Genomic DNA, 26,463 nt, shown 5'->3' on the forward strand with positions numbered 1-26,463 from the left:
AAGGGGTTGGCTCAGACGCCATGGAAGGCGCGGTACCAGGCGGCGAAGTGCCCGATCCCGGTCTCGATCGTCGTGGAGGGGCGGAATCCCACCCAGGACTCAAGGGCGGTGGTGTCGGCGGCGGTGGCCGGCACATCCCCGGGCTGCATGGGCTGGAGATCCCGGATCGCCGGACGCCCAAGGGCCTGCTCGAGCAAGTCGATGAACCGCAGCAGGGGCACGGGCCGGGCATTGCCGATGTTGAAGACCCGGTGGGGGGCGGCGGCCGTGGCGGGATCGGGGTGCAGCGGATCGAAGGCCGGATCCGCCGTGGCGGGCTTGTCGAGGCAGCGGATCACCCCTTCGACGATGTCGTCGATGTAGGTGAAATCCCGCTCCATGCGGCCGTGGTTGAACACCCGGATCGGTTCGCCGGCCAGGATCGCGCGGGCGAACAGCATCGGCGCCATGTCGGGCCGGCCCCAGGGGCCATAGACGGTGAAGAAGCGCAGGCCGGTGGCCGGCAGGCCGTAGAGATGGCTGTAGGTGTGGGCCATCAGCTCATTGGCCTTCTTGGTGGCCGCGTAGAGGCTCACCGGATGGTTCACCGGGTCCTGCTCGCGGAAGGGCATGTGGCGGTTGCCGCCGTAGATCGAGCTGCTGGAGGCATACACCAGGTGCTCAACGCCCGCGTGGCGACAGCCTTCGAGCACCGTGCCGAACCCCACCAGATTGCTCTGGATGTAGAGGGCCGGGTTGTCGATCGAGTGCCGCACCCCGGCCTGGGCGGCCAGATGCAGCACCCGGGATGGACGCTCGGCGGCGAACAGGGCCGCCACCGCTTCAGCCTCCACCAGATCGAGGCGATGGAAAGCGAAGGCCCCGGCCGGAGCCAGGGCCTCCAGCCGCTCCAGCCGGGCCCGCTTCAGGGCCGGGTCGTAGTAGGCGTTGAGATTGTCGAGCCCCACCACCCGCTCGCCCCGGGCCAGCAGGCGCTCGGCCGCCGCGGCCCCGATGAAGCCGGCGACCCCGGTGACGAGGATCGGGCCCTTCGCCGTCAACGGACTGCCCGCATCCGTTCCCGGAAGTAGGCGATGGTGGGCTCCAGTCCCTCGTCCAGGCTCACCTTCGGTTCCCAGCCGAGCAGCTCACGGGCCAGGTCGATCACCGGCTGACGCTGCAGGGGGTCGTCCTGGGGCAGGGGCTGGGTGGTGAGCTGCAGAGAGGGCTGAATCCGCTCGCGGACCTTCTCGGCCAGCTGGCGGATGGTGAACTCGCCGGGGTTGCCGATGTTGATCGGGCCGGTGTGCTCGCCGTTCATCAGCCGGATCATGCCTTCGATCAGATCGTCGACATAGCAGAAGGAACGGGTCTGGCTGCCATCGCCGTAGAGGGTGAGCGGCAGACCCTGCAGGGCCTGGACGATGAAGTTGCTCACCACCCGACCGTCATCGGGAAGCATGCGGGGCCCGTAGGTGTTGAAAATCCTCATGACACGGATCTCGGTGCCGTGCATGCGCTGGTAGTCGAAGCAGAGCGTCTCGGCGATCCGCTTGCCTTCGTCGTAGCAGGAGCGGATGCCGATGGTGTTGACGCAGCCCCGGTAGCTCTCGGGCTGGGGATGGACCTCGGGATCGCCGTAGACCTCACTGGTGCTGGCCAGCAGCAGCCGGGCGCCGACCCGTCGGGCCAGGCCGAGCATGTTGTACGTGCCGAGGAAGCTGGTCTTGGCGGTCTTGATCGGGTTCGACTGGTAGTGCACCGGCGAGGCCGGGCAGGCCAGATGCCAGATCCGGTCGATCTCCAGGCGGATCGGCTCGGTGACGTCGTGCCGGATCAGCTCGAAGCTGGGGTGACCCAGCCAGTGGCGGATGTTGTCCTTGCGACCGGTGTAGAAGTTGTCGAGGCAGATGACCTCCTCACCGGCCTCCATCAGCCGGTCGACCAGATGGGAACCGAGGAAGCCGGCCCCGCCCGTGATCAGATTGCGCCGTGTCACTCAGCCCTCGCCCACCCGCCAGACGTTAAGACCCGCCGCCCTGGCGGCAGCGGCATCGGCGATGGCCCTGGCGTCGAACAGCCAGGCCGGACGGCGCATCTGGGCCGCGATCGCCCCCCAGTCGAGCCGGGCGTAGTCGCGCCATTCGGTGAGGATCAGGATGGCATCGGCGCCGGAGGCCGCCTCCAGGGGCGATCCCGCCGTCTGCCAGCCGCCGTCGGCCGGCGAAGAGGGCTGGCCGAGGTCCTCGGCGATCTGGGCGGCGGACACCTTGGGATCCACGATCACCAGGCGGGCCCCCTCCTCGATCAGGTCCTGGCAGATGCGGATGGCCGGGGCCTCCCGGGTGTCGTTGGTGTCCGCCTTGAAAGCGAAGCCCAGCACCGCCAGCCGCTTGCCGGTGACGGTGCCGAACAGGCGCTGGACCACCAGCCGGGCGATGCGGTCCTGCTGCCAGGTGTTGAGGGTCACCACCTGCTCCCAGTAGCCCGCCACCTCCTCCAGCCCGTAGTGGCGGCAGAGGTACACCAGGTTGAGGATGTCCTTCTGGAAGCAGCTGCCGCCGAAGCCGGGACCGGCCTGCAGGAACTTGGAACCGATTCTGGAGTCGGTGCCGATGGCACGACCCACCTCTCGCACATCGGCCCCGGTGGCCTCACACAGGGCTGCGATGCTGTTGATCGAGGAGATCCTCTGGGCCAGATAGGCGTTGGCGGTGAGCTTGGAGAGCTCACTGCTCCAGAGATTGGTGCGCAGGATCCGATCCTGGGGCACCCAGGTGCCGTAGATCCCGGCCAGGGATTCGATCGCCGCTGGGTCCTCGCCGCCGATCAGCACCCGGTCGGGGGCCTCAAGGTCGGCGATCGCCGTGCCCTCGGCCAGGAATTCGGGATTGGAGAGGACGGCGAAGGTCTTGGCTTGCCTGCGATCGCCCTCCGGGCGGTTCTGCTGGGCAGCCCCCAGAATCGCCTTCACCGTCTCGGCGGTGCGCACCGGCAGGGTGCTCTTTTCCACCACGATCGTGTGGCCCCGGGCGGAGGCGGCCACCTGGCGGGCCGAGGCCTCGATCCAGCGCAGGTCGCTGGCCTGGCCAGCCCCCACCCCCTTGGTCTTGGTGGGGGTGTTCACCGAAAGGAACACCATGTCAGCCGCGGCGATGGCGGCATCGACTTCGGTGCTGAAGTGGAGGTTGCGTCCCCTGGCCCTGCCCACCACGGCATCGAGGCCGGGTTCGTACACCGGCAGCCGGCCCAGATCCGGGTCATTCCAGGCCGCGATCCGCTCGGCATTGAGATCGACCACCGTGACCTGAATGCCGGGGCAACGATCGGCGATCACCGCCATCGTCGGCCCCCCCACATAACCCGCTCCGATGCAACAGATGGTGCGAATCGGCGGATGGGCCGGGTCCATGGGGGATGGCAGTGCTGCGGGGACATTACCGCCATTGCCTGGCTTTGGCCGTGGCGATGGCCGGGTGATGGCGGTGGCGGTTCCGGAGGGTGTCGGAGGTTAAGAACAGGTAAGTTGTGATTGAGAGCCTGACGGGGGCCGGTCCTTGACCAAGGTGCTGCTCACGGGAGGAGCCGGATTCATCGGCAGTCACACCTGTCTGGCCCTGCTGGAGGCCGGCCACCGGCTGGTGGTGATCGATGACTTCAGCAACGGCAGTCCCGAAGCCCTGCGCCGCGTCAGCGCGCTGGCCGGGCTGGGGGGCTGGCGGCAGCTGTCGCCGGAGCGGTGGGCCGCAGGAGACGGGCCCTCGGCCCGGTTCACCCTGTTGAAGGGGGATGTGCGCTCCCCCCGGGATCTCGATCGGGCCTTCGGGGTCGGGGAGGAGACCGGAGGCGGGGGCATCGGCGCCGTGCTCCACTTCGCCGGCCTCAAGGCGGTGGGGGAGTCGATGGGCCAGCCCCTGAGCTACTGGGACGTGAATGTCGTCGGTGCCGTCCGGCTGCTGGAGGCCATGGACCGCCACGGCTGCCGGACGCTCGTCTTCAGCAGCAGCGCCACCCTCTACGGCATCACCGACCGGGTGCCGATCCCCGAGACGGCCCCGCTGCAGCCGATCAATCCCTACGGCTACACCAAGGCCGCCGTGGAAAGGATGCTCGCCGATGTGGCCGCCAGCGCCTGCGGCTGGCGCATCGCCCTGCTGCGTTACTTCAATCCGGTGGGTGCCCACCCGAGCGGGCGCATCGGCGAAGACCCCTCCGGCCCCCCCAACAATCTCTTTCCCTACCTGTGCCAGGTGGCGGCGGGGCGCCGCCAGCGGTTGGAGGTGTTCGGCGGCGACTGGCCCACCCCGGACGGCACCGGCGTCCGCGACTACCTGCACGTGATGGATCTGGTCGAGGGCCACGGCCGGGCCCTTGAAGTGCTCGAGACGGAGCCGCCCCAGCTGCTCACCCTCAATCTCGGCAGCGGCTGCGGCCACTCGGTGCTCGACCTGGTGCGCAGCTTCGAGACCACCAACGGCCTCACCCTGCCCTACGTGGTGGTGGATCGGCGGCCGGGGGATTCCGCCATCAGCGTTGCGGATCCCCGCGAGGCGGAGCGGCGCATGGGCTGGCGGACCCGACGCTCCCTGGCGGACATCTGCCGCGATGGCTGGGCCTGGCAGAGCGCCAATCCCGAGGGCTACCGCAGCACCGAAGAGCAGCCCGGCAGGGCCCTCATCCAGGCGCAGCCGGTGTCCTGAGGTACACCCTCATTCCGTGCTGGTGTCTCACCAGCTGGAATCCGACCCGGGCGAGCTGGGCCGTGGAGAGACGGTTGAGGGAGAGATCGCCGTAACGGCTGAGCAGATCCGGCTGCCAATGGTTGCTGGCCCGGGCGATCCGGCTCTCGTAGGGCGTGTAGGCATCGCGGAGCACCACCACGTCCACCCGGCGCTCGTCGAGCCAGGCCCGCAGCGCAGCGGTGGAGACCAGGGCGCTGAGCAGCCCCGGATACTGCCCCGTCTCCACCGTGGATGCCGCCAGTTTGGTGATGTCCCTGGCCGCCACCGGAGCCAGGCACTGGCGCGTGCCCAGCACCGCGCCGACGTAGGGATCACTCAGCAGGGAGCGGCCCTGCAGCCGCGGTTCCCGCCCACACAGCTCGCGCAGGGGCCCGAGGATCGGTTCGATGGTGGTGCCATCCGCCGGCCGCACCTCCTCCAGTGGGGTGAGCAGGTGAGGCACCTTGGAGACGAAGACATTGGAGCGGCCCCGCATCCCGATCGGGACCGTCAGCACGGTGATCAGTCCGGCCAGCATCGCCATCAGGATCCCTCGCTCCCGGGACCACCCCCTGGAGCGGTCCCGGCGCCCGCCGGGGTCAAGGGCCTGGGCCATCGCCGGGATGCTGAGCCAGAACAGGCTGGTCCACACCAGCCGATAGGCGCTGTCCGGCTCGATGAGCTTGAAGACCAGATCGCTGATGAAAGGGGCCCACCACTCCAGCAGCACCAGCGGCGCCAGCAGCGCCAGGGCCAGCACGGCACCGGGGGCCTGGCGCCGGACCCGCCAGACCACGGCACAGACCAGCGACAGCCCCAGCGCCGCCAGGAACACCGGCTCCCAGGTCGCCACCGGCAGGCTGGGCCAGAAGTAGAAGAAACGGTGGCCCAGAACCCGGTAGTCGTGGACGAAGCGCATCGTCTCCGGCCAGGCGTAGAAGGATTCGAGCCTCGGGTGCCAGGGCAGGCGCTGGAGGGCCGCGAGCAGGAGTCCGGCTGCGGCGGCGGCAGCCAGCAGGCGCCGCCGTGAGGGCCAGACCACCAGGCAGGCGACCGTGGTGGTCACCAGGAGGTTGACCGTCAAAAAGCCCGTCACCCCATGGGCGTGATAGGCAAGGTAGGCGGCCCCCAGGAGCAACCCCAGCGCCGCAGCCAGGGAGCGTGCGCCGGGCCAGCACGGCCGCTGCAGCAGCCCCAGCAGCGGCGTGGCGGCAGCCAGCACCAGGGCCAGCCCGGGCAGGGTGCCGTTGAGGGCGATCTGATGGAAGAACGAGAAGTTCTGGTGCCCCATCCCCAGCAGGAAGAGCAGGGCCGTGAGCCAGCCGAGGGCCACCCGACCTGTAAGGCGCAGGCTGAGCTGGCAGCTGGCGGCCAGCACCAGGAAGGTGTTCAGCCCGGCCAGCAGGCTGGCCCGCCAAGGGACAAGGGCGTCGGGGAAGCCGAACAGGAAGCTGGCCGCGGTGAAGAACCAGTTGGCAGGCGAGCGGTAACGCAACGGGTCGAGGCGCACCGTGTCGATCAGATCGCTGCCGAAGTAGGTCGTGTAGTAGACGAAGCCATCGGAGGGGAACTCCATGACGACCCCCCGCAGACCGAGCGCCAGCGCACAGGTCAGGGCGGGAGCCAGCACCGCCAGCAACGGCCGGACCAGGGCCGGGTCGGCCAGCCGCTGACGCCAGAGCAACGGCCGGACGGCCAGGGCCGCCGCCACCACCAGCAGGTCGAGCACGACCAGCAGGCCATAGGACTGCCGCAACGTGGGCCCCGCCGGCAGCAGAGACAGCCAGCCGATGGCGGCCCAGGAGCCCACCCCCAGCAGCAGCATCTGCCAGCTGGGCCGGCGCCAGCGCCACCCCCACAGCAGTGGTGCCGCGACGGCCAGCAGCAGCGGGAGGAAGGGTTCGGTCAGCGCTGTCATTCGGCGCAGGGGAAGCCGCTGCACCGAGACCCTAGGGGACCTGTCTGGACTGCCTTTTCCGACAACGGCTCAGAGCCGCTCGTCCCGCAGCCGCTCCCCCCGGAGTTCACGCAGGCGCTCCCCCAGGGCCGGTCCCGGCCGCAGGCCGGCGGCGATCAGCTCGGCCGCCGACACCGGGGAGGGGAGGTGGCGCCAGCGGCACCACCAACGCAGCAGGGGCCGCCGCGGCAGGGCTCCGCTCACCAGCGCCAGGGCCACGGCCTCGGCGGACCAGCCCGGGTGCTCCAGGAAGCTGGTCCAGGCCAGGGCTGTGGACGGCGCCGTCTCCAGGGCCTGCCAGCTCTGCCGCAGCAGGGCCAGCTGGGCCAGGAGACGCTGCTGGCCGTGGGGGAGCTGCAGCCGCATCGCCACAGCCGGCGCTGAGTCGCTGCCGGCCAGCAGGGCGGCCAGGGGCGGCAAGCCGCAGCGGCGGGCCCAGTGGAGGCGGCGGGGCCAGCCGCTGTCGTCCTGCAGCGCCGGATCCACCAGCACCAGGGCGCCCCACGCCTGCAGACAGCCCAGGGCCGCCTCCCAGGGTTCCCGCTCCAGCAACAGCTCCAGTTCCATCCGCAGCCGCGTGCCCAGGGCCGGCGGCACCCGTCCGCCACCGGTGCCGGCGCCGCGGCTCTGCTCTCCCCAAGGCCAGCGGGCCAGGGTGGTGTGCAACTGCTCCAGGCTGGCGGGGGCCAGGCTGAACCCCAGCCGGGCGGCATAGCGGGCGGCCCGCACGATCCGGGTGGGGTCGTCCTCCAGACTTCTGGGGTGTAGCAGGCGCAGCTGTCGGTGGCCCAGGTCGGCCCAGCCGCCATGGGGATCGAGCAGGCGCAGGCCGGTGCCGGAGCTGGCGAACACCAGGGCCATCGCATTGATGCTGAAGTCGCGGCGGGCGAGATCCTCCTCGAGGGAGCCGTCGGTCACCACGGGGTTCTCCCCAGGGGCCGGGTAGGTCTCGCGGCGGGCGCTGGCCAGGTCGAGCAGGGTCCCGTCCAGTTCCAGCTCAACGGTGCCGAAGGCCCGGTGAAACTGGCAGTAGCCCACCGCCGCGGCCGGAGTGTCCTGCAGCAGCCTCTCGGCCAGGCGATGGGCCGCCGGGCGCGGATCGGCCGGATCGCCCCCCGGGGCCAGCTCCACCACCAGGTCGAGATCCGGCAGGCCCCGGAGGGGATCGCGGTGCACCCGGTGCAGCAGCAGATCCCGCACGGCCCCGCCCACGACGGCCAGCACGGCACAGTCCGCCGACCGGCGGAAGGCGCCCAGCAGACGGGGCGGCAGGGAGAGATCCCCCGGGTCGATCGCGGAGGCCGTCATCGCTTCAGGCCCATGGAGCGCTGTCCAGAAGGCGCACGGTACACTCGGGCGAACGAGATCGTGCCTGGTGTCGATAGGGGAATCATGGTGACGTAGGCACTCTGACTTTCCATGATTGACGTCGATGACTGACGCCCATGACTGACACCCCCTGCCTGAGCCGGAGCCCGTGGAATCAGACCCAGGTCGCCAGGGTCGCACGGAATGACTGACAGCTTCAAGAAGGTCCTCAAGGCCCCCCTGGGGCTGTGGAAAAAGATCAAGATCAAGGTCTTCATCCTCACGGACTATGTCCTGGCCCTGGTGGATTACTGGCTGGGTCCCCACGGCCTTCGCTGTCCACCGGAACGGCGGTTCCTGCCGCTCTCCCGGGATTGGGGTTCAGCAAGCAGCATGGCCTCCAGACCTTCCGGTTCTACCGAGGACACCCCCGATCGCATCGCGCTCTTCATTGCCTATTCCAGCCGCCTGACCCTCTCCAACCGGGCCTACATCGAAGCCCTCAAAGAGGCGGGCTTCGCGGTGGTCTACATCAACAACGAGCGCACCGATCCGGACGCTGCGGCTGCCCTTCAGTTCCTCTGCTGGCGTGCCTATGACCACCAAAACATCGGCAGGGACTTCGGCGGCTTCAGGGATGGGGTGTTGCTGCTGCATCAAGAAGGGCATCTCGATCGCTGCCGGGTTCTGTGCATCGCCAATGACTCGATGCAGTTCATTCCGGGCCGCAACGCCCAGGCACTCATTGCCGCTCTGAAGGCCTTTGTGGCCTCGGAGAAGCAGGCCCTGTTCAGCCACATCAGCCATCAGATCCAGACCCACTACCAATCCTATTTCCAGGTTCTCAAGCCCGAGATCTTCCGCTCCAGGGCCTTTCTCCAGTTCTGGACGAACTACACACCACTCTCCCACCGGGGGCATTGCATCTACAACGGAGAGATCGCCCTTTCCCAGGACGTTTACCGACGATTTGGCGCTGTCGACACCCTCTATACAAGTGACAAGCTCCAGGAGGCCCTCGAAAGCCATTTCCGCGACGAGGGTGGCGTGCCTGCCGAAGAGGTCTTCCGGCTGATGCCTTCTCCCGCACGCACATCCCAGCGGCGCAAGATCGGCTACTCCCTGCAGCAGCTGATGCTGCAGAGTGATCAGCATGAAAGACTATCTGGCGCACAGCTCTACAGCATCGCTGATCTGATCGAGAATGGCAATCCCAGCCACATTGCCGCCTTTCTCTACCCCTTCTACCTGCACTGCCCCTTCGTGAAGCACGATCTCTGCACCGCAGGCAGCTACACCATGGCCCAGGCGATCAGCCTGTTCAGGGAGGTGGTGAAGCAATCGCTCCCGAGCGGAGATGTTGAACCGTATGTCGAAGAGTTCAGGGATCTCATGTACCGCCGTGGTGTGCCGCTCAGCTACAACAACCGCCTGCGGGAAGCAGCGATCAAAGGGATCACGGGAACCTTCATCTACCCCTCCACCTATGAGTGACCACCACTCCGAGCACGGCGCCGCGCTGTTCTGTTGATGGGCAGGACATCCGCAGCCCGCCTGCCCATTCACTTCATCACGGTGAACTATCACTGTGGGGATTTCATCCGTGGCCTGATCGAGGCGATCGGCAGCAGCGCCGACGACCCGGAATCCCTGCGGTTCGTCGTCGTCAACAATTCCCCTGCCGACCGGAGCCTGCGGGAGTGGATCGACACCAGCAGCCTGCCCCTGCCGGTGCGTCTGATCGAGGCGGGGGCCAACCTCGGCTTCGGCAGCGGTTGCAATCTGGGGCTCCGCCATGTGTGGCAGACCGACAGACAGGCGGTGGCCTGGCTGATCAACCCTGATGCGCGCCTCGATGAAGGGGCGATCACCTACGTCAGGCAGTGCCTGCGCGACGACGATCTAATCGCCCTGCTCGGCACCCGGATCCGGGACCCACGGGGGACTGTCTGGTTCAGCCACGGCAGTTTCAACCGCTGGACCGGCCAGCTGGGCCATCGCTTCCCCGGCGACGACTGCCGCCCCCTCCCGGTCCGCACCTGGCCGACCCGCTGGATCTCCGGCTGCAGCATGATCTTCCGGCTGGGGGTGCTGCGGGACTGCCCCCAGTTCGACCCCCGCTACTTCCTCGACTACGAGGACGCCGATATCTCCGAGCGCCATCATCGGTTGGGCTACCGGCTGCGGGTCACCCAGGCCGTGCTGGTGGAGCACCAGGTATCGGCCATCACCCAGCGGGCCCCCCGGGCCAAATACCAGCACGCCACCTTCAGCAAGCTCTACTTCCTGCATCGCCACGCCACACCCCTGGCCCTGCTGCTCAACCTGCTCTATTACGCCGTCCGCCCCCTGAGCTTCTGCCTCTCCGACCCGGAGCGGGCCCGGGGCCGCTGGTGGGGGCTGGGGGATTACCTGCGCTGGTGCTGGTGGCGGCTCCTGCGCCGGCCGGATCCGCCCCACCCGCGCACCTCCTTCACCGTTTCATCCTGAGGAAACGGCCCACCAGGCCCCGCAGGGTGGGCCAGCGCTGGGTCGGGGGGCAGTAGCGCCACAGGATGGCGGCCACAGCCGGCAGGTAGAGGTGGGACTTGGGGTGGAAGAAGGTGAACAACAGCCCCCTCAGGCTGCCAAGGGGCAGCCGTTTCTGCTCGTCGCCGAAGTCGTTGAGGACCACGACCCCCGGGGTCACGCAGGCCTCGACGCCCCGGCGGACCGCCCGCATCACCCACTCGGAATCGGCGTGGTAGTGGGGCAGCCAGCGGGCGTCGTAGAGGCCGACGCGGCGGAAGACCTCCTGACGGATCAGCACCCCGTTGCCGGGCATCGCCTCAGCAGGGAGCACCTCGGCAGCCGCCAGCGCCGGATCCAGCTGGCTGGCCAGCTCGTCGTGGTGGGAGAGGCGCAGGAAGCGGTCCGTGCCCCAGTCGGTGCGGGTGCCCAGGGCCCAGATGCGCCCGGGCTCGGCCAGCAGGTCGATGCGGCTACCGAGGATCCCGCAGCCGTGGCGCTGGGCCAGGGCCACCATCCGCGCCACGTAATCGGCGGAGACGACGGCGTCATCGTTGATGGTGAGCACGTAGTCGGTGCCGGCCGCCAGGGCCCGGCGGACGCCCCGGTTGGTGGCACCGGCCCAGAAATCCCGGTCGTCGGCGGCCACCACCGTCACCTTGGGGTGCTGCCGGCGGATCGCCGCCACGGTGCCGTCGCTGGAGTTGGCATCGACCACCACGACCCGCAGGGCGCCGTGGGTCTGGCCGGCCATGGCGTCCAGGAAGCGCAGGGTGGTCTCGCGGCGGTTGCGGGTGGGCACCACGGCGGTGACCAGCGGCGGGGTCATGCCGGTTCGATCGGGGCCAGGCGCGGATCGAGGATCTTCGGCCCCATGCCTTCGAACTTCACGGCAATGGAGGTCTTCTCGCCGCTGCCGAACAGATGGGTGACCTGACCCTCACCGAAGCTGCTGTGGCGCACCCGATCCCCCACCGCCCAGGTGCGAGGGGCGCTGCGGCGGCGCACCGCATTGGCGGGAACGCCGGCCGCCCCGCCGGCCGCGACCCGCTGGCTGTCGTCGCGATCCACCCGCGTGAGCCGCTCCAGCCGTTGCTCCCGCCGCAGGGCCGCACCGCCGCTGCGGGGGATGTCACCCTGGAGCAGGGCCTCGGGCAGCTCGGAGAGGAACACCGAGGGCACCGCCGGCTCCCGCATCCCTCCCCAGAGCCGCCGCTCGCTGGCATGGGAGAGGAACAGCCGCTCCTTGGCCCGGGTGATGCCCACGTAGCAGAGGCGGCGCTCCTCCTCGAGGGCGGCGGGGTCCTCCAGGGAGCGGTAGCTGGGGAACAGGCCCTGCTCCAGCCCCACCAGGAACACCACCGGGAACTCCAGCCCCTTGCTGGCATGCAGGGTCATCAGCGTGACCCGATCGGCCTCGGTGTCCTTGCTGTCGGCATCACTGGCCAGGGCGGCGGAGGCCAGAAAGCCCTCCAGGGATCCCTCCTCGTTCTCCTCCTGGTACTGGAGGGCCGCATTGACCAGCTCCTGGAGGTTGCGGCGCCGCTCCTCCGATTCATCGGTGGCCTCGGCCAGGAGCTCGGCCAGGTAGCCGCTCTGCTCCATCACCCGCTGCACCAGCTCGGAGGGGGGAGCGTCCTGGAGGCGGCGGCTCAGGTCGGAGATCAACTCCTGGAACTGCAGCACCCCCCGGGCGGAACGGCCGGCCAGGGAGCGCACCGCCTCCGGATCGCTGACCACCTCCCACAGGGGCATGCCCAGCTGGTTGGCCGCATCGGTGAGCCGCTCGATGGTGGTCTTGCCGATGCCACGCCGCGGCACGTTCAGCACCCGCAGCAGGCTGACGGTGTCGGCCGGGTTCACCAGCAGCCGCAGATAGGCGAGGACATCCTTGATCTCGCGCCGGTCATAGAAGCGCAGGCCCCCCACCACGATGTACGGGAGGCCCCAGCGCACCAGCGACTCCTCCATGGCGCGGGACTGGGCATTGGTGCGGTACAGCACGGCCATGTCACCCCAGCGCAGCTCCGGGTGGGCCGCCTCCAGCATCCGCATGCGGTGCACCACCGCCTCGGCCTCGGCGATCTCGTCGTCGCAGCGGGTGAGGCTGATGGGCTCCCCCTCGCCGCGGGTGGGGCGCAGCACCTTGTCGATGCGCTCGCTGTTGTTGGCGATCAGGGCGTTCGCCGCCTCCAGGATCGTGGCGGTGGAGCGGTAGTTCTCCTCCAGCTTCACCATCGTGCCGGTGTCCCCGTCGAGGGAGCCGTCGCCGAACTCCTTCTGGAACCCCATCAGGATCGTGAAGTCGGCGGCCCGGAAGCTGTAGATGCTCTGGTCGGCGTCCCCCACCACGAACACCGAGCGGCCCTCCCAGTCACTGAAGGTTTCGGGGGGATGGCCGTTGGCCACCAGCAGCTTGATCAGGTCGTACTGGGTGCGGTTGGTGTCCTGGTATTCGTCCACGAGCACGTGGCGGAAGCGCCGGTGCCAGTAGTGGCGGATCTGCTCGTTCTGCTGCAGCAGCTGCACAGGCATCAGCAGCAGGTCGTCGAAATCGAGGGCGTTGTTGGCCGCCAGGGCGCGCCGGTAACGGCGGTAGGCCTCGGCCTCGTGCTTACCGCGGGGGCCGGGGTGCTCCTCCTCGAGCCGCTCCGGCAGCCAGCCCTGATTCTTGGCGCTGCTGATCGCCCAGCGCACCTTCTTGGGCTCGAAACGCTTGGGGTCGAGCTGCATCTCCTGGGTGACGATCTCCTTGACCAGGCTCTGGGCGTCGCTCTCGTCGTAGATGGAGAACTGGCGCGTCCAGGTGAGTCCCTCGGGGTCGCGGAACTTGTCGATGTCGAAGCGGAGCAGCCGGGCGAACAGGGCGTGGAAGGTACCGATCCAGAGGTCCTTGATCACCTCCCGGTAGATGCGGCTGCGCAGCTGCTTCTGCTCCCGGGCCGGCAGGGTGCTCCAGGGCTGGCCGAACTGGCTCTGGGCCAGCCGCTGGGCCAGCAGCACCTCGAGCCGTTCCTTCATCTCCCGGGCGGCCTTGTTGGTGAAGGTGACCGCCAGCACCTGGGCCGGATCGACGCCATGGTGCCCGATCAGATGGGCGATGCGGTGGGTCAGGGCCCGGGTCTTGCCGCTGCCGGCCCCAGCCACCACCAGCAACGGACCGGTGTGGTGATCGACCGCCCGCCGCTGGGCCTCGTTCAGACCGGCCAGAAAACTCACAGGCTCCGGCGTGGAAGGTTGAAATCGGACCCTAGCAGCCCCTTCCCGACAGGCGTGCCGATGCGAACAGATAGGGGTGGTTCAACTAAAGGGAAGGAGGCAGAATTGCCGGTCCGAGTCATGGCCTGTGAACGGGAGCAACAAGCGGTTGGCCATCAACCAAGGGGGCTGGAGAGGCGCCGTTCGAAGGAGGCCAGATCGTCGAAGGTATCGGAACGCTGGCGCAGTTGCTCGAAGCTTCCATAGGCTTTGATATGACCTCCCTCGAACTCGAAGATGCAGTCCGATCGCATCACGGTGGAGAGGCGATGGGCGATCACCACCAGGGTGCAGCGTCGCCCGATCACCTCGATGGCATCCATCACCTCCGATTCGGTTCGGTTGTCGAGGGCACTGGTGGCCTCATCCAGCACCAGGAACTTGGCATTGCGATAGAAGGCACGCGCCAGGGCCAGGCGCTGCCGCTGTCCTCCCGAAAGCCGGATGCCGTTGTCGCCGATGGGGGTGAACAGGCCGAGGGGAAGCTCAGCGACGATGTCGGCCAGCTGGGCGGCCTGAAGCGCCTCCCAGACCCGCATCTGGTCCACGGCATCGACCTCCTCGGCGAAGGCGATGTTCTCGATGATGTTGCCATTGAGCAGGTTGATGGACTGGGGAACATAGGCGCAGTTGGCCTGCCAGGCCGGCACATCGGCATCATCCACATCGATGCCATCGAGCTGCAGGGTGCCGCTGGTGGGCCGCAGCAGGCAGAGCAGCTGGTTGGCGGTGGTGGTCTTGCCGCTGCCGGTGGCGCCGACGAAGGCGACGCGGGAGCCGACCGGAATCGACATGGAGATGTCGTGGAGCACGTTCACGTCGGTGCCCGGGTAGCGGTAGCAGACGTTCTTGAGCCGGATCACCCGTTTGGGCATGACCCCATCAGGGGACGGTACCCCTTCGGAGCGAATGGTGAGCCGGGTGTCGGGCAGTTCGATCAGCTTGAGGGTCTCCTCCAGATCCGGCAGGCCGGCCCGCAGCGAGGTGATGGCCCGGAAGCTGTCCTGTAGGGGAGGGGTGAGCTTGAGGGACGTGACCGCCACGGTGGCCAGAAAGGGAATGATCTTCAGCAGGGCGCCGGGATCCGGATTCGAGAGCAGGGGCAGCATGCCGGCCGCGAAGATCATCGTGATGCCGAGCGGTTCGATCAGCGCTCGCGGTGTCTCCGGGAGGACATCGGCCTTCCACATGAACGGAATCGTGTCGCGCCCCGCCTGCTGGTAGTGGCGCTCAAAGTAGGGCTCGGATCCGGTGAGCTGCACATCGAGAATCGTGCGCATCGACTCCGAAAGGATCGAATTAGTGCGCACCTCGAGCAGAATGCGCTGCCGGGCGGCAAAACGCAGGAAGGGGGTGATGGCGGTGGAGATCAGCAGATAGCCGGCCAGCAGACCCACAATCAGCACAACCGCCAGTAATTTGCCCACGATCAGCATCCCGGCGGAAAGCAGGGCGATCACGAACACGCCACTGGCCAGCTGCAGCAGTGGCAGCACGACGATGTCGGCGACGCGCGACACATTGATCAGCACCTTGGCGGAGATATCCGAATTTGACTCTCCGAGGAAATAGACATAGGGCTGGGCGATCAGCTTGCGCTGCGCCATGTCGGAAAGATCACGCCAGATCGATGCCTTGAGCCGCAGCTGGAAGGCCCGCAACAACAGCTTGGAGAGCGAGGAAAACCAGGCGGCCGCAACGAAGGCCACCACCAGGATCACCACCTTGACCCGTGGATCTTCAGGAACCAGGCCTTCCCAGGGGATGGAGGGGCGGTTCTCGCCGCCGACGACAACGGTGAACAGGCGGGCCACCAGGGCCACCACCACCAGATCGGCCACACCGGCAAGGATCGCCAGCGGGATCAACCGCATCAGCGCCTGCTTGCGACGGCGCGGCAATTGGGCCAGAAGTCGCACCAAACTCTTGAAGGTTTGGCTTTTGCGAAACATCTGGTCAGACTTTTGCGGAAATCGTACCCGTGCGGCCAGAAGGGCCGCCCCCACACCAGCCAGTCAGTTCAGTGATCGCCACATGGCCGAAAACCGGCGCCGCCACTGGTTGATCCGCACGGCCAGCACGGGGGGCGCGCGCAGCGGCGAGGCCCCCTCCAGCAGCAGGTGGGTCCAGTGGGCGTCGATGGCCTCCAGGGCCGAATGCCAGCGCTCCTGGAGCACCGGCTCGCTGCAGGCCTCCAGCAGGCTGGCAAGCCTTGCCGGTGGCGGCAGCCAGGCCAGTGGGTCGGCCACCGCCGCCTGAATCCTCTCCAGATCATGCTCCAGGCTGCCGCAGCCGATCTGGTGCCCCACCACCCCCGGATCGAGGCTGTCGGCCAGGGCGTGGTTGAGGCTGCTGAACACCACACAGCCGCAGGCCATCGCCTCCAGTGGCGGCAGGCCGAATCCCTCGCTGACCCCCCGGCCGCGCCAGTAGTCGGCGGAGTCGTACAGGACGACGGCCGCGCTGTTGAACAGATCCACGAGATCGTCCACCCAGCCGCTCTGGACCTCCACCCGCAGCCCCCGCCGGCGAAGGGCCGGCACCAGCTGCGCCAGGACGTAGTGGCTGCACTTGCGCTGCTGCACCAGGACGTCGATGGGGCGGCCGCAGCCCGCGGGGGCCGTCCTGTTGCCCCGCTCCAGCCACTGGGGCTGCAGCGCATTCGGCACCAGAAACAGGGGGTTACGTGGGGCCCGGTCGCCCCAATAGCCAAGGGTGTTGCGGCTCACCGCCAGAAGCGGCACCCCGGGCGGCAGCGAAAAGCCGTAGCCGCTGCTGTGGGCGTGGTAAGCCACGGGCCGGCCCCGCAGTCGCTGCAGCAGTCGGGGCACGTCAAAACCCCAACTGACGATCCAGAGGGCGTCCCCGGGCGCCGCCTCCCGGGCGAGCAGGTCATCCAGGAACGGGTGGTCGGGCTCCCGCATCCGGTAGGTGACCACCTCGGTCGGGGTCAGCTGGGAGGTCAGCCGTGCGGTCTGCAGTTCCACCAGCAGACCGCCGCCGCGGAGGCGGCCGGTGGTGCCGGGCAGCAGAAAACGGATCGGGCGCACGCGGTTCGGAAGGGCGGCGGCCGCCGCTGGCCTGGCAAACCTAGGCGGGCACGGCCTCGGTGCTGCCGGCCCGGGTGCGGCGGGTGAGGAAGCCGAACAGCACCTTGCCGATCGCCGCCACCAGATTGCCTTCCAGCTCCTGGAACATCTTCATGTTGCAGTGGAAGGCCTCGTTGGCCTCGGCCACGATCCGGTCGGCCATGGCCTGGTCGATGGGCAGGCTGTCGAGGGTGGCGCGATAGTTGGCCTTGAAGGCCTTCTCGTCGTCGATGGCGTCGAATTCATAGAAACGCAGGCCATCGTGCTCGCCCAGGTTCATGGCCTTCTGGGCGATGTTCTTGAGAATCTGGCCCCCGGAGAGGTCGCCGATGTAGCGGGTGTAGTGGTGGCCGACCAGCAGCTCGGGGCATTCCCGCGCCACTTGATGCAGGCGGGCCACGTACTCCTGGGCGCCGGGGGTGGCCCGGATCTGCTGGCGCCAGTCGCCGCCGAAGTAAAAGGTGAGATCGGCTTCGAGGGACTCGCGGCGGTTGAGCTCCGGGGAGGCGATCGGGCCGACCACCGGATGGTCGGTCAACTTGCCGATCTCCTCCTCCATGGCGCTGTAGACGAACCACAGGTCGGCCACCAGGGTGCGATAGCTGGCCTTGTCGACGACCCCCTTGAGGAAACAGCTCACGAAGCCGGTGTTCTCGGCCATGGTGTGGGCTTTCTTCGTTCCCTCACGGAGTTGGGAGGCAAGGGCGACGGGCATGGGTTCGGGAGGCTGCGCGGGCAGGCCTACAAACGTAGGTGGGGCCTGCGGGGCGACGCGGCAAGGTTGCGAAGGATTACGCGGCCCGGGTACCACCCGCCGACACATCGCCGAAGAGATCGAACAGCTCCCGGCACACCTGCTGCAGCACGCCGACCACCTCGTCGGAGGGGAGATGGGAGCCCGAGGGCTGCCAGTCCCCCACCGTGGCCAGGCGCCAGCGCTCCGATTCATAGGTGAGCCCCCGGATCAGCACACCCAGCAGCCGGGGCCGTTCGCCGGATCCGACCGGCGCCCGCTCCAGGCGCAGCTGCACCAGCAGCGAGCGGCACTGCAAGCGGGGACTCCAGCCGGGGAAGTGGAAGGAGAGATCCAGCGTCTCCCGCTCATCGAAGGCCCGGGTGATTGGATCGTCGCGCCAGGGGGTGAGGTTGGCCCGGGCAGCGGGGAAATGCAGGCGGAAGTGCCCCACCACCGCGGCGATCGCGGCGGCCAGTTCCACCGATCGGGCCTGGTCGGCCGCATTCATGCCGTTTCCCCTGAGCAGAAAGCCAACGTCTCCGAAACCTAGGCTCATCGGCGTGTTCCGTGCCGACTCAATGGCCACATACGAGAAGCTCACCGTCCCGTCCAGCGGCACGGCGATCCGATTCGAGGGCGGCCAGCCGATCGTGCCCAACGACCCGATCATTCCCTTCATCCGCGGTGACGGCACCGGCGTGGACATCTGGCCCGCCACCCAGCGGGTGCTGGATGCGGCCGTGGCCAAGGCCTACGGCGGCGAGCGCCGCATCGAGTGGTTCAAGGTGTACGCCGGTGACGAGGCCTGTGAGCTCTACGGCACCTACCAGTACCTGCCCCAGGACACCCTCACGGCCATCGAGGCGTATGGCGTGGCCATCAAGGGCCCCCTCACCACCCCGATCGGCGGCGGCATCCGCTCGCTGAACGTGGCCCTGCGCCAGATCTTCGACCTCTACTGCTGCGTGCGGCCCTGCCGCTACTACGACGGCACCCCCAGCCCCCATAAGCGGCCCCAGGACCTGGATGTGGTGGTCTACCGGGAAAACACCGAGGACATCTACATGGGAATCGAATGGGAGGCCAGCGATCCGGTCTGCCTCGAACTGATCGCCCACCTCAACGACACCGTGATCCCCGCCAACGGCAAGCTGGGCAACCGCCGCATCCCGGAAGGTTCGGGCATCGGCATCAAGCCGGTGAGCAAGGCCGGCACCCAGCGCCACGTGCGCAAGGCCATCCGCCACGCCCTGGGGCTGGAGGGCTCCAAGCGCCACGTGACCCTGGTGCACAAGGGCAACATCATGAAGTTCACCGAAGGGGCTTTCCGCGACTGGGGCTACGAGCTGGCCACCACCGAATTCCGTGACCAGTGCATCACCGAGCGGGAGAGCTGGATCCTGGGGAACCTGGAGGAGCAGCCGGGCCTGAGCATCGAGGACAACGCCCGCCTGATCGAACCCGGCTACGACAGTCTCACCCCCGAGAAGAAGGCGGCCGTCGATGCGGAGGTGAAGGCCGTGCTCGACGCCATCGGCACCAGCCACGGCGGCGGAAAGTGGAGGTCGATGGTGATGGTCGACGATCGCATCGCCGACAGCATCTTCCAGCAGATCCAGACCCGGCCCCAGGAATATTCGGTGCTCTGCACCCTCAACCTCAACGGCGACTACATCTCTGACGCGGCAGCCGCGGTGGTGGGCGGGCTGGGCATGGCGCCCGGGGCCAACATCGGCGACAACGCGGCGATCTTCGAGGCCACCCACGGCACCGCCCCCAAACACGCCGGCCTCGACCGCATCAACCCGGGATCGGTGATCCTCTCCGGCGTGATGATGCTCGAGTACATGGGCTGGCAGGAGGCGGCCGACCTGATCACCGCCGGGATCAGCGCCGCCATCGCCAACAAGGAGGTCACCTATGACCTGGCCCGGTTGATGGAACCCCGCGCCGAGGCCGTGAGTTGCTCGGGTTTCGCCGAAGCCGTGGTGCGCCACTTCGGGGGCTGAATGCCGGGGGGGGGCGCGCGCGGGCCGGGGTACCGGCTCTGACGCATGGGTCTCAAGGCGAGTTGCCAACCAACCCCGCGCACGCGCCCTAGGGTCAATCCCGGAGTGGTCATGCCGGGGATGCGGTCTGCAAGGAGATGCAAATCCCAAGCGGCCCAGCATCTGGTCAGATTTCTGCCAAAGCGGACCCAAATGGCCACCCGCTTTCGCCAGATCAACGGCGTGGCTCCCGATCTACGAAACCCACGCCTGCTGAGTGAGCGGATCCTGCATCGGATCCTGACGGATCGCGACCCCCTGCTGCGCACCTTCTGCGACAAGGTCAGGGCCAAGGATTGGATCGCCACCCGGATCGGAGCGGGCCGAACCCCGCGCACCCTGGCGATCACAGAGAGTGTTGAGGCCCTGAGGGATCACCCCCTTCCCGACCGCTGGATGCTCAAGGCCAGCCATGGATCCGGCTGGTACCAGCTGGTGAGCGCCACCACCCATCCCCTTGACCAGACGGTGATGGAGCAGGCCCGCCGCTGGCTGAGCATGGACTACGCCGACATCTTTCATGAATGGGGCTACAGGAGACTGCCTCGGCGGCTGTTGGCCGAGGAGTTTCTCAGCTGCGCCGGCAGGCAGTGCATCGAAATGAGCGCCTTCTGCTTCCTCGGCAACGTCAGGGGCCTGCGGCTGTTCCGCCCGGAGTCCGCCCACGCCGTCCATCGCAGCAACCAGCCGCATCTGCCCCGCACCAAGGAGTGCTTTCTCGATGAGGCGCTCCAACCTCTGCCACTGGAGAGGCCCCAGCACGACCATTGCCCGGATTTTGCCACCCTCGATCGCCTGCCGCTGGAGACCTTCTGCGGCCTGGCCCGGAGACTCTCCTCGGAGACGCCCTTCCTGAGGGTGGACGGCTATCTGAGCGACAAGGGCGTTCTCGTGGGGGAACTGACGCCCTACCCGGGGGCGGGCCTGCTCCTGCGGATGCCTCGGCAATGGGACGCCTGGTTCGGTGCCTTCTGGACCTGAACGGTCGCTGGCGTGGGGGCCCGGGTGTGCACCCAGAATGGGGCACATGAGCCTTCCGTCCATCGCGACCAGCGGGTCCCCAGGTGCTTCGGCGCCCGCCACCGGCTTCATCGCCGCCGACCCCTGTGTCCACTGCGGCTTCTGCCTGCCCACCTGCGCCAGCTACCGGGTGCTGGGCACCGAGATGGACTCGCCCCGGGGACGCATCCATGCCCTCAAGGCGATCGATGCCGGGGAACTGACGCTGGATGCCACGGTGGCGCAGCATTTCGACACCTGCCTGGGCTGTTTCGCCTGTGTCACCGCCTGCCCGGCAGGGGTGCGTTACGACGAGCTGATCGAGACCATGCGGCCGCGGTTGAACGCACCCGAGCTGCGCAGCCCCGGCCAGCGCGCCTTCCGGCGTCTGCTGTTCGCCCTGCTCCCCTACCCGGGGCGGCTGCGGGCGCTGCTGGCCCCCCTGCGGGCCTACGCCGGCACCCCCCTGCAGGCCCTGGCGCGCCGCAGCGGCCTGACCAGGCTCTTCGGGCCGCAGATCGCGGCGATGGAGACCCTGCTGCCGCCGCTGCCGGCGCAGTCCTTCCGTGATGACTGGCCCGTGCTGGTGCCGGCGGTGGGGCCCCGTCGCCACCGGGTCGGGCTGGTGCTCGGCTGCGTGCAGCGGGTCTTCGAGCCGGGCGTCAATGCCGCCGCCGTCCGGGTGCTGGCCGCCAACGGCATCGAAGTGGTCATCCCCCCCGACCAGGGCTGCTGCGGTGCCATGACCCACCACCAAGGAGAACTGGACCACACCCGGGAGCTGGCGGCGGCCCTGATGGCCAGCTTCGAGGCGGTGATCGGCCCGGGGCGACCGGCGGGCCCCGAACCCCTCGATGCCCTGCTGGTGGCGGCCTCAGGCTGCGGCCACACCCTGAAGGCCTACGACCAGATCCTCGGGAGTCGCCACCCCGTGCTGGGGAGGGTGGCCGACCTGCAGGAATTCCTCGACACGGTCGGGCTCAGCGACAGCTTCCAGGCGGGTCTGCGGCCCCTCGTCCACGAGGACGGCACCCCCGCCAGTCCCGAGCGTCCCGTTCAGCTGGCCTACCACGATGCCTGCCACCAGCTCCACGGCCAGGGCCTGGCGGCCCAGCCCCGGCGCCTGTTGGGCCGGATCCCCCACGTGCGGATCCGCGAGGCCACCGAAGCCGGCGTCTGCTGCGGCAGTGCCGGCATCTACAACCTGGTGCAGCCGGAAGAGGCCGCCGAACTGGGCCGGATCAAGGCCGCGGATCTCAGCGGCACCGGAGCCCAGCTGGCCGTGAGCGCCAACATCGGCTGCACGCTGCAGATCCGCCAGGCCATGGAGGCCCAGCCGCGGCCGCTGCCGGTGGTCCATCCGATCGAGCTGCTGGATCGCAGCTACGCCGGTCCGGCCTGAGCCTCCATCCGCCGCCAGGCCTCCCACAGCGTGTCCTCGTCGCCGAGATTGCCGGGAAAGGTGAGCACGGGCAGGGGTCCCAGGTGGGCCGAGGTGGCTGTCCCGACGGCGGTTTCCATGGCGGCCAGCACCAGGGAGAGTCCCGGCAGCAGCTGGCCCTGGAGCTCCACGTGATCCAGATCCAGTCCGTCGGCCAGCAGCGTGTGGGTGGTGATGCCCCCCTTGCTGATCAGGTAGCCCAGGGCGGGGGCCTGGGCGGCGGCCAGCCGCGCCATCACCCCCGCCAGGGCCAGGCCCAGCTCCCGACGCTCGCCGGCATGGCGGCAGCGGGCCTCACCACGGCTGGTGTAGAGGACGGGCGTGAAGCCCCCGGCCAGCACCTCCGCCAGGCGCCTCCCCCAGGCCTGCTCCAGGGAGGCCAGCAGCAGGGCGGGTTCCGGTCCCTCCAGCAGCCGCTGGACCTTGGCCACCTCCAGTTCCACCCCGACGCAGCCGGGCGCCGCCAGCAGCCGCTCCAGCTGCCGGTCGGCCAGGGGCACGTGGGAGCCCACCAGCACCAGCCCCGGCAGGGGGGCCCCGCCGCCGCCGCGGCGCAAGGAGGCCAGGGCTGCCGGCGCCAGCGGCTGGGGCGGCAGCGACGCCAGGGCCTGGATCAGGCTGGCGGCGCACTGGAACAGGAAGCGGCGCGGGCGCCCAGCGCCGAGGCCAGCACCCGCCGGGGACCCGGCGATCAGGGAGCGCACTGCGCTGGCCAGAGAGGCCAGATGGTCCTCGGAGGCGCCGTCCACCGCCACGCACACATTGCTCTCCAGGCGGGCCAGGTGGCGAAGGAGGGGGGGGCCGCCGGCCTCCAGCTCCCGCCAGCCGATGCGGTCCACGGCGGTGGCCGGGATGCGGCCGCCGCTCTTCTCCTCCACCCAGTCCGGCAGATGGCTGGTGGCGTAGGCGAACAGTCCGTCCCGGGCGAACGGGCTCTCGTGCACGGGCCGGCCGTGCAGACGGTGCTCCCCATCGACGGTGGTGCGGCCCCCTTCCAGGAACGCCGGCACCAGCAGGGTGGCGTCGAAGGGGCCGAGTTCCTCGCTGATGACGTCCACCTCCAGGGGGAAGTGGCCCCGCAGGGTGGAATCGCCCCGGCTCACCACCAGCCAGCTGCTGATGGTGCCGGCCGCCATCGCTCTCTCCAGAGCGGGCCGCAGGGCGCCGCAGATCTCCCGCACCCGGTCGGCCGCCGCCGCCGGCGCCAGGGCCCGGGTGTTGGCCAGCAGGAAGAGCAGCGGCGACGGGTGGGCCAGGCCGGCGGCCAGCGTCCCGGCGTCCCAGCGCAGCAGCAACGGACAGCCGTGCACGGTCTGGGAGCCGGTGGGGTCGTCGTCGATGACGACGATCTTGAGCCCGGGGCGGGGGTCGAACGTTGCCTGCGCCATGGCACCATCGTGCCGTGATGCGACCTGAGCCCAGCGAGCTGCAGGAGCTGGTGCGGGACCTGCACCAGCAGGGTTCGGCCTGGCTGCCGGCGGGCCTGGGCACACGGCTCGACTGGGGGCCGCCCGTCGCGGGGCCCTGCACGGTGGTCAGCTGCGCCGCCCTGCGGGGCGTGCGGGAGTTCAATCCCGGCGACTTCACCATCACCGTGGCCGCCGGCACGCCACTGGTGGAGGTGCAAGAGGCCCTTGGACACCAGGGACAGTGGTTGTCCGTGGATGCCCCCTGGGGGGACAGGCAGGGCGCCGCCGCCGGCAGCATCGGTGGGCTGGTGGCCCGGGGCCTGGCGGGCGGCTACCGCCAGCGCTACCTGGGGGTGCGTGACCAGCTGATCGGCCTGGCGCTGATGCGGGCCGACGGGGTGACGGCCAGGGCCGGCGGCAAGGTGGTCAAGAACGTGGCCGGCTACGACCTGATGCGGCTGTTCACCGGCAGCTGGGGCTCCCTGGGCCTGATCACCGAGCTGACCCTGCGCACCCTGCCCCAGCCACCCCTGCGCCGCAGTGTCTGTTTCCAGGGCGGGGCGGAGGACCTGGCCGGCCTCAGCCGCTGGCTGCTGGGCTCCAGCCTCAGCCCGGAGCGGATCGACTGGTGGAACGGCAGCCTCGCCGCCGCCGCCGGGCTGGACCCGGAGCCCCTGCTGCTGATCGGCCTGGCCAGCGTCGACGCCGCCACCCTCCAGGAACAGGTGCGCTGCCTGCAGGAGCGCAGCTGCCTGCAGGCCCGGGTGCTGGACGCCGCCAGCACCGGCGGCTGGCTGGCCCGCGCCCGGGGTGGCACCGGCCCTGCCGCCGCAGCGCCCACGGGGGCCACCGCCCCCGCCTGGCTGCTGCGCCTCGGCGTCAGCCCCGATCGGCTCGTGGCCCTGATGCAGGCCCCGGTCCTGGAGGGACTCACCGTGGACATGGCGGCCGGCAGCGGGCTCGGCCTGGCCTGGTCAGACCCGGCGAAGCCCCAGACGGTCGTGTCGTCCACCCAGGTGAGCGCCCTGCGCAGCCTCTGCGGTGAACTGGGGGGCCACCTCACCGTGCTGCGCCAGCCCCCTGGCGCCGGCCTGCCGGCCTGGCTGGATGCCCCCTCCCGCCCCCTGATCGAGGCGATCAAGCGCCGCTTCGATCCCGCCGGCCAGTTGGCCCCGGGCCGGCTCCCCGGCGTCGCTCAGAGGCTCTCGACGGTGTAGCGGCAGCCCAGCTCCATGGATTCGCCGGCGGGCACCAGCAGACGCCGCTCCCCGGTGCTCAGGGACCCCCGCGGCCCGCTCCAGGGCTCCAGGCAGAGCATCGGCCGGGGCGGGTCACTCCACACCACCACCAGATCCATCGGAGCGGCGGGATGCAGCGTCACCGCCCGGCCCCCGGCCGGATCCACCAGCCGCACCGGGCCCTGGCCGCTGCAGAGGAAATCCACGCCCTGCTCCAGCCGGAACAGCTGATCGGCGGTGATGGCCGGAGCCATGGTGAGGTGGTCGAAGCAGTCCGCCGGCAGGCCTTCGAGCCGGACGCGGGAGAGATCGGCGACGGCGATGTAGGGGTGCAGGCCCAGGCTGAAGGGGAGGGGATCGGCGCCGGCCTCGCCCCGGTGGCTGATCCGGGCCGTGATCGCCAGGGCCGAGGGCTGCAGCCGCAGCTCCAGCTCGAGGACGAAGGCGAAGGGGAAATGGGGGCGGCTCTGCGGGCCGTCCTCGAGGCGCAGACCCACCCCCCTGCCGTCGGCCAGCGGAGCGATGGACCAGGGCAGATCGCGGGCGAACCCGTGCTGGGCCAGGGGGAAGCTCCCCTGGCTCAGCACGAGCGCGTCGCCGGGCAGGTTGCCGCAGATGGGGAAGAGCACCGGGATCCCGCCCCGCACCGATTTGGCGGGGTCGGCGAAGCGCTCGGCATCGAAATAAAGGATCTCCTCTCCGCCGCAGCTCCAGCCGGTGACCAGCCCGCCGCGCTCGGGGGCGACCGTGAGCGCATCGCCGCTGGCCGGATCGGTGAAGCGCCAGCGGGGGGAGTCCCCGGTGGGGGGGTGCAGGGTCATGGTGAGGGGGGAGCGGTGGGCCGCGGGCTGGTGAGGCCCTGCTGCTGGAGGAAACGCTCGAACGGACCCGCCAGGGACCGGCTCCCCGACACGCTCAGGTGGTGGGAATCGGCATAGAGGGGCGTGCCGTCGGGCCGGCGGTAGACCACCCGGCCGTCGGGACCCACCAGATAGGGGGTGGGATCAAACACGTGCACGTTGGGCAGGCCGGCGGCCACCTCGCCCAGCAGCCCGCCCAGGGTCGCCCGCATCCGGGCGGTGGTGGCGGGATCGCCGGCACAGCTGCTGCCGGCGGGGTCCTGGCAGGCCACCGGCTCCCTGGCCAGGGAGGGGTTGTCGACCACCAGCACCAGCTGGATGCCCCGGGCCGCCAGCCGTTCGGCGTAGGCCCGCATGCCGCCCACCCAGGCCCGCCGCACCTCGGCGATGCGCAGGCGGCGCTCGCCCCGGTAGGTGGGGGCGCCGTAGCCCCGGCCCTCCACGTCGTTGCTGGCCAGGTAGTTGTGCAAAAAGCCCGACACCAGGACGATGTCCCCCGGCTGGAGGCGCTGCAGGGAGCGCTCCATCTCGCCGGCCGAGAACTGCCGGCAGGATTCGTAGCGGCCCTGCTGCCAGGTGACGGTGAGCTCCGGATCGATCAGGCAGGCGCCCATGGCGGCGAAGGTGAGGCGCTGGCCGGTGCGGGCGGTGACCGCATCCAGCATCGGCAGCAGGTGCTGGGCATGGGAATCGCCCAGCAGGAAGATCTCCCGGGCGCCTGGGAGGCCGGGCCGGTTGCACTTGTCGAAATTCGGCCGGGTGGTGGCGTTGTAGGGCTTGCCACTGGTGACCGTGCAATCGCTGGTGATCCCGGTGCCGGGGATCAGGGGATTGAGGGCATGGACCCGCTCGCTGATCGGTACGGGATCGGCATCCACTCCCACAAACAACTTGCCGCGGAACTGGTGATGG

General features: G+C 69.3%; 21 protein-coding genes. 7 read left to right on the forward strand and 14 right to left on the reverse strand.

Annotated elements, in window-relative coordinates; translation table 11 throughout:
* Nucleotides 1-11: 11 nt before the first annotated feature.
* Genes VB738_RS08950 through VB738_RS08960 form a run of 3 tightly spaced genes read right to left on the reverse strand, consistent with a single transcriptional unit; the run spans nt 12 to nt 3,391 of the window.
* On the reverse strand, nt 12-1,040 hold the full coding sequence (locus VB738_RS08950; RefSeq protein WP_323305411.1) for an NAD-dependent epimerase: 1,029 nt from the start codon (nt 1,038-1,040) through the stop codon (nt 12-14).
* The gene (locus VB738_RS08955; protein ID WP_323305412.1) at nt 1,037-1,978 is read right to left on the reverse strand and encodes a UDP-glucuronic acid decarboxylase family protein; all 942 of its coding nucleotides are present in this window, start codon (nt 1,976-1,978) and stop codon (nt 1,037-1,039) included. Before VB738_RS08955 ends, VB738_RS08950 begins: the two co-directional genes overlap by 4 nt.
* The gene (locus VB738_RS08960; protein WP_323305413.1) at nt 1,979-3,391 is read right to left on the reverse strand and encodes a nucleotide sugar dehydrogenase; all 1,413 of its coding nucleotides are present in this window, start codon (nt 3,389-3,391) and stop codon (nt 1,979-1,981) included.
* Nucleotides 3,392-3,536: 145 nt separating this feature from the next.
* Here VB738_RS08960 and galE point away from each other — a divergent pair, with 145 nt between their 5' ends.
* Entirely contained in the window at nt 3,537-4,679 is a 1,143-nt protein-coding gene (gene galE / locus VB738_RS08965; protein WP_323305414.1) for a UDP-glucose 4-epimerase GalE, read from the forward strand.
* On the opposite strand, the gene VB738_RS08970 is transcribed toward galE, so the two are convergent.
* Together VB738_RS08970 and VB738_RS08975 are read right to left on the reverse strand one after the other, a co-directional pair.
* The gene (locus tag VB738_RS08970; RefSeq protein WP_323305415.1) at nt 4,654-6,618 is read right to left on the reverse strand and encodes a hypothetical protein; all 1,965 of its coding nucleotides are present in this window, start codon (nt 6,616-6,618) and stop codon (nt 4,654-4,656) included. The genes galE and VB738_RS08970 overlap by 26 nt on opposite strands.
* Before the next feature lie 69 nt (nt 6,619-6,687).
* Nucleotides 6,688-7,965: a CCA tRNA nucleotidyltransferase gene (locus tag VB738_RS08975; protein WP_323305416.1), complete on the reverse strand. Its 1,278-nt coding sequence runs from the start codon at nt 7,963-7,965 to the stop codon at nt 6,688-6,690.
* Nucleotides 7,966-8,268: 303 nt separating this feature from the next.
* On the opposite strand from VB738_RS08975, the gene VB738_RS08980 reads away from it, so the two are divergent.
* Nucleotides 8,269-9,459 (forward strand): hypothetical protein, encoded by a 1,191-nt coding sequence (locus VB738_RS08980; RefSeq protein WP_323305417.1) that lies wholly within the window; start codon nt 8,269-8,271, stop codon nt 9,457-9,459.
* Between the two features lie 36 nt (nt 9,460-9,495).
* Entirely contained in the window at nt 9,496-10,455 is a 960-nt protein-coding gene (locus VB738_RS08985) for a glycosyltransferase family 2 protein (RefSeq protein ID WP_323305418.1), read from the forward strand.
* On the opposite strand, the gene VB738_RS08990 is transcribed toward VB738_RS08985, so the two are convergent.
* The 6 genes from VB738_RS08990 to VB738_RS09015 form a co-directional block, all read right to left on the reverse strand.
* On the reverse strand, nt 10,439-11,302 hold the full coding sequence (locus VB738_RS08990; protein WP_323305419.1) for a glycosyltransferase family 2 protein: 864 nt from the start codon (nt 11,300-11,302) through the stop codon (nt 10,439-10,441). The genes VB738_RS08985 and VB738_RS08990 overlap by 17 nt on opposite strands.
* Entirely contained in the window at nt 11,299-13,692 is a 2,394-nt protein-coding gene (locus VB738_RS08995; protein WP_323305420.1) for a UvrD-helicase domain-containing protein, read from the reverse strand. The genes VB738_RS08990 and VB738_RS08995 overlap by 4 nt, the downstream gene beginning before the upstream one ends.
* Before the next feature lie 155 nt (nt 13,693-13,847).
* Entirely contained in the window at nt 13,848-15,605 is a 1,758-nt protein-coding gene (locus VB738_RS09000) for an ABC transporter ATP-binding protein (protein WP_323305421.1), read from the reverse strand.
* A gap of 141 nt (nt 15,606-15,746) precedes the next feature.
* Complete coding sequence (locus VB738_RS09005; RefSeq protein ID WP_323305422.1) at nt 15,747-16,781, reverse strand: glycosyltransferase; 1,035 nt, start codon at nt 16,779-16,781, stop codon at nt 15,747-15,749.
* Nucleotides 16,782-16,821: 40 nt separating this feature from the next.
* Nucleotides 16,822-17,535: a heme oxygenase (biliverdin-producing) gene (locus VB738_RS09010; protein ID WP_323305423.1), complete on the reverse strand. Its 714-nt coding sequence runs from the start codon at nt 17,533-17,535 to the stop codon at nt 16,822-16,824.
* A gap of 76 nt (nt 17,536-17,611) precedes the next feature.
* The gene (locus VB738_RS09015; RefSeq protein ID WP_323305424.1) at nt 17,612-18,064 is read right to left on the reverse strand and encodes a hypothetical protein; all 453 of its coding nucleotides are present in this window, start codon (nt 18,062-18,064) and stop codon (nt 17,612-17,614) included.
* Between the two features lie 70 nt (nt 18,065-18,134).
* On the opposite strand from VB738_RS09015, the gene VB738_RS09020 reads away from it, so the two are divergent.
* From VB738_RS09020 to VB738_RS09030, 3 genes are all read left to right on the forward strand, one after another.
* Nucleotides 18,135-19,565 (forward strand): NADP-dependent isocitrate dehydrogenase, encoded by a 1,431-nt coding sequence (locus tag VB738_RS09020; protein WP_323305425.1) that lies wholly within the window; start codon nt 18,135-18,137, stop codon nt 19,563-19,565.
* Between the two features lie 192 nt (nt 19,566-19,757).
* Complete coding sequence (locus VB738_RS09025; RefSeq protein WP_323305426.1) at nt 19,758-20,585, forward strand: ATP-grasp fold amidoligase family protein; 828 nt, start codon at nt 19,758-19,760, stop codon at nt 20,583-20,585.
* A gap of 46 nt (nt 20,586-20,631) precedes the next feature.
* Nucleotides 20,632-22,005 carry a (Fe-S)-binding protein gene (locus VB738_RS09030; RefSeq protein WP_323305427.1) on the forward strand — a complete coding sequence of 458 codons (1,374 nt, stop codon included), beginning with the start codon at nt 20,632-20,634 and terminating at the stop codon, nt 22,003-22,005.
* Here VB738_RS09030 and VB738_RS09035 read toward each other — a convergent pair.
* On the reverse strand, nt 21,987-23,432 hold the full coding sequence (locus VB738_RS09035) for a four-carbon acid sugar kinase family protein (RefSeq protein ID WP_323305428.1): 1,446 nt from the start codon (nt 23,430-23,432) through the stop codon (nt 21,987-21,989). The genes VB738_RS09030 and VB738_RS09035 overlap by 19 nt on opposite strands.
* 17 nt (nt 23,433-23,449) lie before the next feature.
* On the opposite strand from VB738_RS09035, the gene VB738_RS09040 reads away from it, so the two are divergent.
* Entirely contained in the window at nt 23,450-24,670 is a 1,221-nt protein-coding gene (locus tag VB738_RS09040) for an FAD-binding oxidoreductase (protein ID WP_323305429.1), read from the forward strand.
* Here the strand turns inward: VB738_RS09040 and VB738_RS09045 are convergent.
* Together VB738_RS09045 and VB738_RS09050 are read right to left on the reverse strand one after the other, a co-directional pair.
* A complete protein-coding gene (locus tag VB738_RS09045) occupies nt 24,649-25,512 on the reverse strand; it encodes a galactose mutarotase (RefSeq protein WP_323305430.1) in 864 nt (287 codons plus the stop codon). The genes VB738_RS09040 and VB738_RS09045 overlap by 22 nt on opposite strands.
* A partial coding sequence (locus VB738_RS09050; RefSeq protein ID WP_323305431.1) for an SGNH hydrolase domain-containing protein occupies nt 25,509-26,463 on the reverse strand: 955 nt, incomplete at its 5' end. The genes VB738_RS09050 and VB738_RS09045, both read right to left, overlap by 4 nt.

Source organism: Cyanobium gracile UHCC 0139 (assembly GCF_034931325.1).
GTDB classification, from domain to species: Bacteria; Cyanobacteriota; Cyanobacteriia; order PCC-6307; family Cyanobiaceae; genus Cyanobium; species Cyanobium gracile_B.